This is a genomic window from Butyrivibrio sp. AE2015, from assembly GCF_000420825.1.
Taxonomy (GTDB): Bacteria; Bacillota; Clostridia; order Lachnospirales; family Lachnospiraceae; genus Butyrivibrio.
The window spans coordinates 1-13,680 of sequence record NZ_ATVR01000038.1 but is presented as its reverse complement, the minus strand read 5'-3'; the positions used below and the strand labels follow the sequence as shown (position 1 = coordinate 13,680).

Genomic DNA, 13,680 nt, shown 5'->3' with positions numbered 1-13,680 from the left:
TTCAGGCTTCCTTTAAAGTAGCATACATCACTGCTTTGATAGTGTGCATACGATTTTCTGCCTCTTCGAAAACGATCGATCTGTCTGATTCAAAAACTTCGTCAGTTACTTCCATTTCATCGAGGCCATATTTATTCTTTATGTCCTTACCAATGCCTGTGTTAAGATCATGGAATGATGGAAGACAATGCATAAATACACAATTTTCACCTGCATTATTCATAATATCCATAGTTACGCGGTAGGGTTCGAGGTCTTTTATTCTCTCTTCCCATACTTCATCCGGCTCTCCCATAGATACCCAGATGTCTGTATAAATAACATCTGCCCCCTTTGTTCCCTCCAATGGATCCTCTGAAAAGTCAATTACTGCGCCTGTCTGTGCTGCTATTTCCTGGCAAGTCTTAACAAGTTCCTCTGATGGGAAATACTTCTTATTGGATACCGCAGTGAAATGCATTCCGAGTTTTGCACACAGAACCATTAGTGAGTTACCTGTATTGTATCTTGCATCGCCCATATATACAAGATGTATTCCTGAAAGCTTTCCAAAGTGCTCTTTTATAGTCAGTGCATCGGCAAGCATCTGTGTTGGATGGAACTCATTGGTAAGTCCGTTCCATACAGGCACTTTGCTGTATTTAGCTATAGTCTCAACTATTTCCTGATCAAATCCGCGATACTCGATTCCATCAAACATTCCTGCAAGAACCCTTGCAGTATCTGAAATGCTCTCTTTTTTTCCAATCTGAGAATCGTTTGGATTGAGATATGTGGAGCCCATTCCAAGATCATGAGCAGCTACTTCAAAAGCACATCTGGTACGGGTACTGGTCTTTTCAAAAATAAGAGCTATGTTCTTGCCCTTTAAGACATCAGTAAGTACACCGTTTTTCTTTTTCTCTTTTAACTCAGCTGCAAGATCAATAAGATAAAGGATCTCCTCTGGGGTGTAGTCCAACAGTTTCAAAAAGTCGCGTCCAAATAAATTCATATCTCATCCTCCGTTCTTCTGGAAATAGTATAAGGGATTGCTGTAGCAATCCCTTATATAATAGCATAAATATTCATTTATGTGAACGTTTTTGAATAAATATTCAATTCTTATGCATTACCAGAATACGTGTGCTCCGATAATAATACCTTCTCTTCCGTTGATCCTTCTGAAGTGAAGGGCTGTACCAACAGTTGTTTCACCATTTATAGCTGCCTGAGCTGCCTGATAGTTAGTATCAGAAATCTTGCCGCTGTTGTATACCTTGGCAACTGTTCCGTTAAGTGCCGGTGTGAACTGACCTGATGCATAAATTACACTGTAAATGCTGTTAGGATAAGCGCCGCTCTTAACACGGTTCATAACTACCGCACCTACCGCAACTCGTCCTTCGTAAGGCTGGTTACCTGCCTCGCACTGGATAAGTGCTGCAAGAAGTTTAACTTCATCTGCGTCTGCGCTTACAGCTCCTGTGTTCTTTGTGAGGGATTTCTTTTTCTCTTCTTCCTCACGAATCTTGATCGCTGCTATTGTCTCGCCCTGGTCAATCTTGAACTCAGTGGTAACGTACTCTGACTGAACATATCCTGTCTCATCGTTGTAGTCTACGCTGATCCAGCCATTTCCAAGGTCCTCGATCATATCTACAAAGGCTTTTTCACCAAGAACTCCGATAATCTCTGAGTCCTCTGACGCCTCGCTTCTAACGTTTAGAGCACTGCTCTGGCTTGTTACAAGCTGTTTACCTACATCAGATGCAAGTTTCTCAGCATCTTCACCGAATAAAAGATACTCATCCTTTGCCCACCCGATCAGGTCGCCTGACTGCAGCTTAGTCCAGCCGTCTTTCCTCTCAAGGATCTTTCCTCCGCAGTCCTTATAAAGAACTCCGACTTTCTGAGCGTCCTCTGAGGGTTCTTCTCTTACATTCATAGCCTTGCCCACGTTGGACATAACTAAGGTTGATTCAGTCTCTTCTGAAGATGAGGCAGAGCTTGCTTCAGTGGACTTCTCCACGCTTGCCGCCACCTTAACTTCTGTAGCTGTCACATCAATTCCCAAAGGTGTCATCGGACTAACAATGTTAGAAATGCCTGCAGAAACAGAAATGCTGTTAGCTCCTCCACCTGCATGTACCGTCATCTCATGGGAATCAAATAGAACTAAGATGAGACCGCAAATCATGATAAGTCTCATTATCCCACGGGATAACTCTAGCTTTTTTTTCATATCTTTGCTTTCCTCTTTGCTACCCTAGCGATCGCCTGGGTAAATGTTACGAAAATATTTCAACTTGTTACCAAGTCGAAAACACTCTGAAAGAGATATTAACAAACATATGATTTTTTGTCAAATATTGCGGCTTTTTTCAATACACGCTTGGACTGCGTCCATTACTGTTCCTCTGAATCTCTCCTTTTCAAGGACGTGTACAGCTTCGATAGTTGTACCTGCAGGAGAGCATACCATGTCTTTTAACTCGCCCGGATGTTTGCCTGTTTCAAGAACCATTTTTGCGCTTCCGAGAACTGACTGCGCTGCGAACTCATAGGCCTGCTTTCTGGGCATTCCGCCTGCAACCGCAGCATCTGCCATTGCTTCTATGAAAAGAAATACATAAGCAGGTGATGAACCGCTAATTCCCACTACTACATCCATCATGGATTCAGGAACTGTGTAGGCTTTTCCAAAGCTCTCCAAAAGTTCAATAACGAAATGGAAATCATTATCTGTAACGAGGTCATTTCTGCAAACTGCAGAGCAGCCTTCCAAAACAAGAGCCGGTGTGTTAGGCATTACTCTTATGATCTTAACAGGTTTCTCGAACTCTTTTGCCAACCAGTTGATAGTCTTTCCTGCAGCGATGCTGACAATGATCTTGCTGTCATCTACGCTATCCATGATGTCTGCAATAACAACCTTAAGATACTGTGGCTTAACTGCAAGGATGATGATGTCTGCATCCTTTGCAACTGCTGCGTTAGAGCTCCTTGTCTGAATTCCGTACTTGTTTGCAACTTTTGTTCTTGTAGTCTCAGTTGCCGCTGTTCCTATGATCTCATTTGGTCCCATAAGTCCCTTGGCCAAGATGCCACCGATCATGGCCTTTGCCATGTTTCCAAGTCCGATAAAACCTATTGTCATTTTAATTACCCCCTTCTTTGTCTTGATGCTTCAAATGTAAGTATTGCTGCTGATGTTGCAGCATTCATTGATTCAACTTCACCCTTCATTGGTATCAGAATGTACTCAGTAGCCGCATCCGCAGTCTCTTTTGTAAGGCCATTGCCTTCATTTCCTACCAAAAAAGCTGTGGGCTTTGTATAGTCGAACTCATCATAGTTTTTGGTTCCCTTAAGATGCGCAGCATAAGTATTTATGCCATTTGCAGAGAGTTTTTTTATCATTTCTGCAAGGTTTTCTACATATATAAAAGGCATTCTGAAAATTGAGCCCATGGTGGATCTGATGACTTTTGGATTGTAGATATCTGCTGAGCCTTTGCTGAGGATCACTCCGGTTACGCCCGCGCCTTCGCCCGAACGAAGCATTGTTCCAAGATTTCCCGGATCCTGGATGTTCTCAAGTATAAGGATAAGTGGCTTAGCGCCTTCATCATCCTTATTATAGCCTTCCAAAACTTCCTCTTCTGTGTAATGATACTGGGAAACCACGGCTAGAACTCCTTGAGGTGTCTGGGTGTCTGCCATCTTTTTCATAACATCATCTGAAACTTCCTCTGCACCGTATCTCCAAAGGATCTCTTTATCTTCCTCAGTTGCCTTATCAAGAAATCTTCCTGTCACATAGACTTCTCTTACCTGAAGAACAGGCGCCTCTCTGAGCATTTTCATGCCTTCAATGACAAAGACATCTCCGTCCTTGCGGGCCTTGCTCTTTTGCACGTAGGCTACTACCTGTTTTACTCTATCGTTATTAGTACTAGTTATCATTATCTTTCCTCTTATTCCACTTACCCGATTAATGTATATAGTATAACACAATAAACAAAGGATAAAAAAACGGCGGATATAAAAAATCCGCCGTTGAATCATTTTTTCATCAAATATGTAATTAAAGAATACGTGCAATTTCGTACATGTACTCGTTAATATTCTTTTTCATTGCAAGAGCTTCGTCAATATCGTAGTCAACGAACTGGCCATTGCGATATCCTACTACTCTGTTTGTCTTGCCTGCTGCAAGGATATCTGCTGCATAGCATCCCATCATTGAAGCATATACACGGTCCTTACATGTTGGGCTACCACCACGCTGCATGTAACCAAGAATAGAAGCTCTTGTCTCAAGACCTGTTGCAGCCTCGATTCTACGAGCCATTGATGTTGAATGTCCGATACCCTCGGCATTTACGATGATGTGGTGTGTCTTACCTTTCTTACGGTTATCAATGATATTATCAATGATGCGCTGCTCATTGTAATCATACTTCTCAGGAAGAAGGATATCATCAGCTCCGTTAGCGATTGAGCACCAAAGAGCGATGTAACCTGCATGACGTCCCATAACCTCTACGATACTAACTCTTTCATGTGATGAAGATGTATCACGGATCTTGTCGATAGCTTCCATAGCTGTATTGATAGCTGTATCAAATCCGATTGTATAATCTGTGCAGGAAATATCAAGATCGATTGTTCCTGGGATACCTACTGTATTGATGCCCTGCTGTGAAAGCTTCTGAGCACCTCTGTAAGAACCGTCACCACCGATAACGATAACTCCATCTATACCATGCTTACGGCAAATCTCAGCTCCCTTAGCCTGTCCCTCAGGTGTTGTGAACTCCATGCAACGTGCTGTTCCAAGTATTGTACCACCACGCTGGATGATATCGGATACGCTTCTTCTGTCCATATCAATGATTTCTTCATTAAGAAGACCCATGTATCCTTTTTTGATACCCTTAACCTTAAGACCATTAGCTAAAGACTTACGAACAACTGCTCTGATCGCAGCATTCATTCCAGGTGCGTCACCACCACTTGTTAATACGCCGATTGTTTTTATCTGCTTTGCCATATGATTTCCTCGATTCCTATAATGCAATACCTTAACACAAAAATTATTGATAAATTTATGACATTTTTTCTACAATATATTAGCGCAATTATTTTAAATCTGCAACGGAAACGTTTCTTATTTCAATTTTTTTTAACATTTTCACTAATTTTTTTATCATATTGTCTACTTTCTTGTGGTATTGGATGTTAATCCTATTGATGCTATAATCTTCTAATAATCATTAAAGTTGAGGGAAAACATGGCATTTACGCATCTTCACGTCCACACTGAATACAGTCTGTTGGACGGATCTAACAAAATAAAAGAATATGTTAAAAGGCTTAAAGAACTTGGCATGACCGCCGGCGCAATTACCGATCATGGTGTAATGTACGGTGTTATTGACTTCTATAAAGCCTGCAAAGAGGCCGGAATCAATCCTGTTATCGGCTGCGAAGTGTACGTTGCTCCTTCTTCACGTTTTGATAAGGAAGCTTCTGCCACTGACGACAGGTACTATCACCTTGTTCTTTTGGCTGAGAATAATGTAGGCTACGCCAATCTCTCGCATATCGTAAGCCGCGGATTTACTGAAGGTTACTACTACAAGCCACGTGTAGACATGGAGCTTTTGGAAAAATACCACGAGGGCATCATCGCATTAAGTGCATGTCTTGCCGGCGAGATTCCCCGCAATATATTAAAAAGAGAAAACGCCAAAGCTAAAGAAGCTGCCATCCGCATGGACAAGATATTCGGTCACGGCAATTTCTTTTTAGAGCTGCAGGATCATGGTATTCCAGATCAGAGAACGGTGAACAATACTCTTTTGGCCCTCTCCGATGAGCTTGATATTCCGCTGGTTGCAACCAACGACTGTCACTATACTTACGCTGACGACGCGGAAGCTCACGATCTTTTGCTGTGTATTCAGACAGGTAAAAAAGTTGGTGATGAGGACAGGCTTCGCTATGAAGGCGGGCAGTACTACGTAAAGAGTGAAGAGGAAATGAGAGCTCTTTTCCCTTATGCAAAAGAGGCTCTTGATAATACGCAGAAAATTGCGGACAGATGCCATGTCGAGATTGAATTTGGTGTCACAAAGCTCCCACATTTCGAGGTTCCGGAAGGATATGACTCCTGGACTTACCTAAACAAGCTGTGTCTTGACGGACTTCATGAGAGATACCCAGATGATGACGGCACTCTAAAGGAGAAGCTTGACTATGAGCTTGGCGTCATCAAGCGCATGGGTTATGTGGATTACTTCCTTATTGTATGGGATTACATCAACTATTGTCGCGAGCACGATATTGCGGTTGGCCCGGGCCGTGGTTCAGCTGCAGGAAGTATTGTTTCCTATTGCATGCACATAACCAACATCGATCCCATCAAGTATGATCTTCTCTTTGAAAGGTTCCTTAACCCTGAGCGTGTCTCCATGCCCGATATTGACGTGGATTTCGAGTACGAGCGCAGACAGGACGTTATTGACTACGTAACCGAAAAATACGGTGCTGACAAGGTTGTTCAGATCATCACTTTTGGTACTCTTGCTGCCAAGGGTGTTATCCGCGATGTGGCAAGGGTTATGGATCTTCCTTACAGCTATGGCGATCAGATTGCCAAGATGATCCCCAACGAGCTGAACATAACGCTTGAGAAAGCTCTTTCCATGAACCCGGAGCTGCGAGCCCAGTACGAAACTGACGAGACAGTGCACAAGCTCATCGACATGTGTAAAAAGCTTGAGGGTCTTCCAAGGCACACATCCATACACGCGGCAGGTGTTGTTATCTGCCAGGCTCCGGCTGAGGACCTGGTTCCTTTGTCCCGCTCTGCTGAAGGAAATATCACGACTCAGTTCACCATGACCACCATTGAAGAGCTGGGCCTTCTTAAGATGGACTTTTTGGGACTGCGCACTCTTACAGTTATCAAGGACGCTGTGCGTTTTGCCAACAATTCCATCGGCGCCAAAAAAGGTGACCCGAATTTCATCGATATAGATAAGATCGATTACAATGACCCAAATGTCCTTGCGCTTATCGGAAGCGGAAAGTGCGATGGTATATTCCAGCTTGAATCAGGCGGTATGCAGGCTTTCATGAAGGAGCTACGCCCCCAGTCTCTCGAAGACATCATAGCGGGGATATCTCTTTATCGCCCGGGCCCAATGGACTTCATTCCTAAATATATTTCAGGAAAAAATGATGCTGCATCAATCAGTTATCAGACTCCTGAACTTGAGCCTATATTAAAGCCCACCTACGGCTGTATCGTATACCAGGAGCAGGTTATGCAGATAGTTCAGCAGCTTGGTGGCTACACTCTTGGACGAGCTGACCTTGTAAGACGTGCCATGAGTAAAAAGAAACAGCATGTCATGGAAGTTGAAAGAGCTAACTTCGTTAACGGCAATCCCGATGAAAATGTTCCGGGATGCGCTTCAAAAGGCATTTCTCCTGAAATTGCCAATGCCATTTACGATTCCATGATGGACTTTGCAAAGTACGCCTTTAACAAGTCCCACGCTGCCTGTTATGCAGTAGTTGCCCTGCAGACAGCATGGCTCAAAAACTACTACCCTGTTGAATTCATGGCAGCACTCATGACTTCAGTTATTGATAATCCCGGCAAAGTTTCAGGCTATATCATGAGCTGCAGAAACATGGGAATAACTCTTTTGCCTCCTGATATCAATGAAGGCTACTCAGGCTTTTCTGTTACAGACCACGATGGCAAAAAGGCCATAAGATACGCACTCACTGCCATCAAAGGTGTCGGAAGGCCGGTTATTTCTGCCATTGTAAAAGAGCGTGAGCTTCGCGGAAAGTTCAAAAATATCAACGATTTCCTGACTCGTATGCAGGGAAGAGAAAGCGACGTCAACAAAAGAGCTATTGAAAACTTCATAAAAGCCGGCGCTCTTGACTGCTTCGAGGGAAGCCGCAAACAGCTCATGACTGTTTATGTGCAGATAATGGACCAGCTCCACAACAGCGGAAGAAACTCAATGGCGGGCCAGATGTCTTTGTTTGATCTAGCCGGAGAAACTGAGAAAAAACAGTACGAGGTACCACTTCCTGATGTTGGGGAATTTCCCCGTGAGCTTCTTTTGGAATTTGAGAAGGAAGTCCTAGGAATCTATGTTTCAGGACATCCTCTCGAAGAGTATGTGGGAATGTGGAAAAAGAATATCACAAATACCACAGCAGATTTCTATCTTGATGATGAGACTGGCGTTCCTAATGTAAAGGATAACGCCAATGCCAAAATAGGCGGTATCATAAGTGATAAAAAAATAAAGTACACCAAGACTGACCAGGTTATGGCATTTTTGTCCCTGGAAGATATGGTTGGCACTGTGGAAGTAATTGTCTTCCCAAAAACCTACGAAGCCAACGCCCCAAGGCTCAACACCGATGCCAAGGTATTTATTGAAGGCCGCGTATCAGTCGAAGAGGACCGCGATGCCAAGCTCATTGCCAGCAAGATCACGCTGTTTGATGAGATAGCCAGAACAGTGTGGATAAGATTTGCCAATATAAATGAATACTCTGCTAAGGAGCAGGAGCTCTTTTCACTGTTATCGGATAGTGACGGCAAAGACGAAGTCACTGTTTACCTCACAGACACCAAGCAGGTGAAAAAACTTGGCAAGGGCTACACCATTAAAGCCGACAAAGATATGATTGAAATGCTGTCAAATGCATTTGGAAGAGAAAACGTTCAGGTTGTTTGATACAGCCTGAACGTTTTTGTTCCTCACCTGGTCATAAGATTCCACAGTTCATCATCGGTCAAGTGCGCCTTAATTCTAAGGATAAGATGCACTTTTTCTCCACCTGATTCTTTTTGGAACTTGCGCTGCCACTTGTAAAAATGTGGTCCATCTCCTAGTACTCTAAGGTATGACATAAGGCTCTCAGCCACAAAGCCAGACTGTCTGATATCCGCTTCGCAGTCATTTTCATAGAAGCCTTCCCAAATGTCGTGTTCATAGCTTCTCATAGTCTCATATCCTTCAAAGAATTCTTTCTTTGCCAGTCCGGCCTCATAAAAAGCTGTGAGGTAGTCAACCGGCTTACCATTAGCACCCTCCTCGAGCACATCGATAAATTTGCCACCTTCTTTTTTATCATCAAGGCAGGTAAGAATTGCCCTGCAGATATGGTAAGCCCCGAGATAACTGTAGTAATGGTACTGAACCTGACAGATAAGGGTGTTATCAAATCTTTCTGCTGCCTTGAGGGATCCTTTTGCTATCAGATCTTCTTTTATCTTATTACAATCTGCAAGATATTTAGTGTAAGCATCAAGTGCTTCTTTATATTTCTCTTCGTGCCACTTTACCTGTTCTAAGAGTGTGTCTCTTTTACATATCCAGTTAAGTTCAGGTATTGACTTGGTATGTGCAGGATCCAACTTATTGAAATTGCTGATAAAGCCGCAGGTTAGAATCCTTGCTCCGTGATTGCTAAACTGTTCTCCCGCATGGTCGTCTTCATTTGGCCCATACTTTGGTGTGCATTTTGGCCATTCCCTGTAGGCATCTTCTATCCTTGAAGTAAGGTCAGGTGCTGTGACGTCGCCGTAATATTTTTTTACATAGTCTTGTATATGTTCAATTTCATATTTCTGCGCATCCAGGCTCTTGATCTCGTCGGTATTTGAGCAGTCGCCTTCATTGCCGCTCCACATTTTGGCTATCAGATCAAGGTAGTAAGTGTGGGGCTTAACATTTGAGCAGTTGATTATCCAGAAATCATCTACTCCATGAGCATATACGTCTTTTAGCTCATTTACCACAAATTCAGGAGAATTGGGAAGCATGGTCATCATGGCTGCCGCCTGAAGATCATAGAATGACGCATGGTAGTATATTCCATGGGCGCTGTTATCTCCTTCGTGAGGAAGGGCATAAACTCTTGGATTATGGTTGTTCTGTCTTCTTGAAACCATCTTACCAAAACCGTTATCTGCCCAGATCTTTATTACGTCACTTGGGAAAGTCAGGTATCCATCCTTGTAGAGCTCCATGGTTTCACCATAAAGGTTTGTACAGCAAACTGCATCCTTATCTGACTCTTTTACCAGATTGTACTGCTCAAGGATAAGCTCGCTCATGAGCTTGCCGCGGGCCTTTGGTGTATCGTAGGTCGGATCATCAGCCCAGAACGGCCTGTCTCCCTGGCCTCTAAAGCCAAGATTCCACACCACTTTACAGCTCTTTTGGTCCTCAATTGCCTGCTGCCAAAGCCCCCTGAAAAGATCCGGATGTTTATTAAAGCTCGCCTCCAGATCAGGATAAGCTCGCGCAAACATCTGGGCTCCCAAGGGCTCTGCATGATGGTGAGTTATCCACAGGCCATAATCATTAGCGAGATCTTTGTACCTATGGGAATTATGGTCTGTGCCGGGAATCGTCATATTTCCACCACAGCGAAGAAGGGCTTCAAAGGCCATCTCCCACGGGAAGTTCTCGCCCACCTTTTCTCTCCATCCATCAAAAAGGACCTCATCATTTATAAACCAGCCGCGGAATCTTACTTTTGATGGCTTGGACTCATAGTGATAATTATCAGGAACTATGTGCTCTGATTCTTTCGTAAGCTCCTGTTCATTCCAAAACCAGAAATTCTGAACTCCCAAAAATTCTCTGCTGACATGGTAAATGCCATAGATAAGGCCAAGGCTGCAGGCGGATGTTATGGTAAGGTTGTCTTCATTTCTGTCTATTGTAAAAACTTCAGATGCTGCATCATGCGCATTTGACACCAGCTTGATCTCAAGTCCTGGCTCTGTGGTGTCTTTACATGTATTTTTAATATCTCTCTCAAGTGCCTTAACAGCTTTCTGCACCGGTGTTTCTTTTGTATCTCCAGTAATCTTTGTATTGATATTAATCTGCATCATTTGTATCCCCTGATCTCTTTCTCTCTAGAAATCCCATTCGCTTCTAATTCCATAATCCACAGGTCGCATGGCTCAATAGTCATGTTTTCCACATCTGTTCTGCTCTCCAGTGTATAAGGATTCCATAGTGACACCGTTCTAAACTCACCGGATTTAATATTCACTGTTATAGGCTCCATACCTTCGTTGGCGAGGATAAGCAGGTCTTTTCCATCCTTAACTATGTGACTGCAGCGAAGGTTATCAGTATCGCCGCTAAAGAAAAGCTCTCTGTAGACACTATTCAGAACAAACTGTAGTAGTTCCTGGTCATTTCTTACAGTCACTGCCTCATCTTCATTAATAGCATTATTGGCGTATATCTCACCATTTGCACTGGCAGCTTCACTGGCAAATGAATTCAAGAGCTTTCCACCGGCTATCAATAGTTTTCCGCCACTTTTCGCAAACTCTTTTAACAGATTCTTATCGCTTTCATTGAGAGATTCGTACTCTTCCTGCTCTGAGATCAGAACCGAATACTTCTGAGAGGCAATTTGTAACTTCCCATCTGCGATCTTGCACTCAGGCAAAAGCTCCGCTTCCAAATAATTAAACTCAATCTGATTTGTAAAAAGAGGCTTTGCGATTTTCCAGGACAAAGTATCTGCGCCGCACAAGATTGCAACTTGCGCGCAATTATATGAATCCGTATTGATGTTGCACATCCTCTTGATAAAATCACTCATCTTGCGGTACTGCGGCCAAAATGGATTATTAAGTCCTACCTCCGGTGGACGCTCATCACCTCTGTCTTCTCTTATTGAATAGTAGAAAGCATGAGGATAAACGAGATTAACCCCTCTGACAAAAAGCCAGTTAAGGTACCATCTCATATCCTGTTCTGTAAAAAGCTTTGGATCCTGCCTTTCGCCACAGCAGCCAAAGCACTCATTGCCGTTTCTTCTTTTGCCTCGATGTCTTGCACTGTCTGAAGAGCATTTTCCCATTGTGGAATGTTCCCCTTCTATAGCATGACCATCCTCAGGCTCAACAAATCTCCAGACTATATCCTGGCAAGGTCTCTGGAAATACTTAAGATAGCCGATGTCCGTGCTCTTCTCCGGGTGGCCTGTAAGCTCGATTCCATGGGATACGCACCAGTCGGAAAGCTGCTTGTAGTAGCTGTTAGCAAGCCTTTCATGAATAACCTGTTTATATATCTGCTTTGCACGTATTGCTTTAATGCTCTTACTTGCAGTATCGTCTTCGCTTATTTCATCACATTCGTTCTCAAATAAGTACTTCAAATCTTCGTCAGTTCCGCCCGCAGCCTTGAACTCCTCAAGAATTCCTTCACTCCATGGAATGACGTCCTCTCTTGAGTTTCTTCCAAGTATGTTGGGTTCATCTGTAAAAAAGGCTATGATGGTATCTCCAAAGTATTCCGAGAGCTCAGAGTAGTATTTTTCATGTGTAATCTCTATGAATTTTGCTACGGCTTTTGGATTTAAAAGGTCTGCGCTTTTGGGAGCATTTTCCTCTCCGTCATCTTCACCAGGATGAACACCTCTGATCGTGCCGCCGCTTGGAACAAGCTCATAACTATCACCATTTTTTAGAAGTCCCTTCGACGCAAAAGAAGGATCGGCCTTTACCACTTCTCCATGGGCTGAACCCGATGGATACATGGCTTCATCGTAAAGCACAACCTTCATATCCATCTCTTTTGCCATCTGAACCGCAAACTTAACATAATGAAAATATTCATCAGACAAATATTCAATTTCTTTTGGCAACCCTTTTCTTGGATGAATTACAAAACCATCAACGCCCTTGTACTTCATCTCTTTCATCTGCCTTAGGATTTCTCCTTCAGACAGATAATCATTCCAAAACCAGAATGGTATTGGTGTAAACTCCTTAAGTGACTCGATTTCCATACTCTCTCCTAAGGTCTCCCCAACTGCACTAAATATCAATACTTTTCACTTACCTTTGTTAATCTATCCCCTATCAGTCAAAAGAAACAATTTTCATGCGCCACTTCACTATTCTATATTTTGATATTATCACTTATGAATATTTTTTCTTCGCATTTTTTGTCCAATAATTTGTAATTTCTTTTATTTATAATTGATATCTTTATGGTATTTAAAGTCTTGTCGTAAGTTTTATACATAAGCCAAATTACTATCACTTTGTATATGCGTAAGTGACTTCTCTAACTCTCTAAAAATTTTAGATTGCGGCTGCGTACGCCACCATTGACTGAACCTGAGGAAAACGCTTTGGTCTGCGAGCCGACGGTGAGGATGATGGGAACAGTAGATTTTCACGCACTGTCGGATTCAGCATTGTAGCGTTTTCCCCAGAACCAGTCAATGGCAAGCACCTGCGGTGTGGCTAGGTATTATGGCCTCAGGTTCTGACTCCGAGAACAGTAGGGGTGGCTGAAATTGAATCAGCTGGAGACTTGGGATATTGAAAACATAAAGATTTACCTGGCTATAGCATGCTGCGAGAGTTTTTTTTCGATTTTCATGTCTTGTGCATAGGCTTCTGACATGATTTGGAGATTTTTTGCAAGTATCACATGCTTTGTATAGTGGTTCAGACATGTTGTTAGTGATTTTGACTCAGATACCATGTCTTTGCTTAGTAATTCGACATGCTGTGTCAGATTTTTCTCATAATTTCATGCCTTGAATAGAATCGTTTGGCATGAAATCTGGCATTTATTCTATTATTCATGTCTTGTG

General features: G+C 42.9%; 8 protein-coding genes. 1 reads left to right on the top strand and 7 read right to left on the bottom strand.

Annotation, left to right across the window (positions count from 1 at the left end):
• Position 1: 1 nt before the first annotated feature.
• The 5 genes from argF to pfkA form a co-directional block, all read right to left on the bottom strand.
• Positions 2–994 carry an ornithine carbamoyltransferase gene (gene argF, locus G585_RS0114130; RefSeq protein WP_022775866.1) on the bottom strand — a complete coding sequence of 331 codons (993 nt, stop codon included), beginning with the start codon at positions 992–994 and terminating at the stop codon, positions 2–4.
• A gap of 117 nt (positions 995–1,111) precedes the next feature.
• On the bottom strand, positions 1,112–2,224 hold the full coding sequence (locus G585_RS0114125) for a cell wall hydrolase (protein WP_022775865.1): 1,113 nt from the start codon (positions 2,222–2,224) through the stop codon (positions 1,112–1,114).
• A gap of 120 nt (positions 2,225–2,344) precedes the next feature.
• On the bottom strand, positions 2,345–3,139 hold the full coding sequence (gene proC, locus G585_RS0114120) for a pyrroline-5-carboxylate reductase (protein ID WP_022775863.1): 795 nt from the start codon (positions 3,137–3,139) through the stop codon (positions 2,345–2,347).
• Between the two features lie 5 nt (positions 3,140–3,144).
• Positions 3,145–3,948: a TrmH family RNA methyltransferase gene (locus G585_RS0114115; protein ID WP_022775862.1), complete on the bottom strand. Its 804-nt coding sequence runs from the start codon at positions 3,946–3,948 to the stop codon at positions 3,145–3,147.
• A gap of 121 nt (positions 3,949–4,069) precedes the next feature.
• Positions 4,070–5,038: a 6-phosphofructokinase gene (pfkA, locus tag G585_RS0114110; protein WP_022775861.1), complete on the bottom strand. Its 969-nt coding sequence runs from the start codon at positions 5,036–5,038 to the stop codon at positions 4,070–4,072.
• A 241-nt stretch (positions 5,039–5,279) separates the two neighbouring features.
• On the opposite strand from pfkA, the gene G585_RS0114105 reads away from it, so the two are divergent.
• Positions 5,280–8,765, top strand: a complete 3,486-nt coding sequence (locus G585_RS0114105; protein ID WP_022775859.1) for a DNA polymerase III subunit alpha — start codon at positions 5,280–5,282, stop codon at positions 8,763–8,765.
• A 23-nt stretch (positions 8,766–8,788) separates the two neighbouring features.
• Here the strand turns inward: G585_RS0114105 and G585_RS0114100 are convergent, their stop codons facing one another.
• Entirely contained in the window at positions 8,789–10,939 is a 2,151-nt protein-coding gene (locus G585_RS0114100; protein WP_022775858.1) for a glycosyl hydrolase 115 family protein, read from the bottom strand.
• Positions 10,936–12,861 carry a hypothetical protein gene (locus G585_RS18260; protein ID WP_022775857.1) on the bottom strand — a complete coding sequence of 642 codons (1,926 nt, stop codon included), beginning with the start codon at positions 12,859–12,861 and terminating at the stop codon, positions 10,936–10,938. Before G585_RS18260 ends, G585_RS0114100 begins: the two co-directional genes overlap by 4 nt.
• Positions 12,862–13,680 lie beyond the last annotated feature (819 nt).

Excerpts from the sequence above, each read along its gene's own strand:
- argF (WP_022775866.1), bottom strand. The coding sequence starts at position 994 with ATGAATTTATTTGGACGCGACTTTTTGAAACTGTTGGACTACACCCCA.
- G585_RS0114125 (WP_022775865.1), bottom strand. The coding sequence starts at position 2,224 with ATGAAAAAAAAGCTAGAGTTATCCCGTGGGATAATGAGACTTATCATG.
- proC (WP_022775863.1), bottom strand. The coding sequence starts at position 3,139 with ATGACAATAGGTTTTATCGGACTTGGAAACATGGCAAAGGCCATGATC.
- G585_RS0114115 (WP_022775862.1), bottom strand. The coding sequence starts at position 3,948 with ATGATAACTAGTACTAATAACGATAGAGTAAAACAGGTAGTAGCCTAC.
- pfkA (WP_022775861.1), bottom strand. The coding sequence starts at position 5,038 with ATGGCAAAGCAGATAAAAACAATCGGCGTATTAACAAGTGGTGGTGAC.
- G585_RS0114105 (WP_022775859.1), top strand. The coding sequence starts at position 5,280 with ATGGCATTTACGCATCTTCACGTCCACACTGAATACAGTCTGTTGGAC.
- G585_RS0114100 (WP_022775858.1), bottom strand. The coding sequence starts at position 10,939 with ATGATGCAGATTAATATCAATACAAAGATTACTGGAGATACAAAAGAA.
- G585_RS18260 (WP_022775857.1), bottom strand. The coding sequence starts at position 12,861 with ATGGAAATCGAGTCACTTAAGGAGTTTACACCAATACCATTCTGGTTT.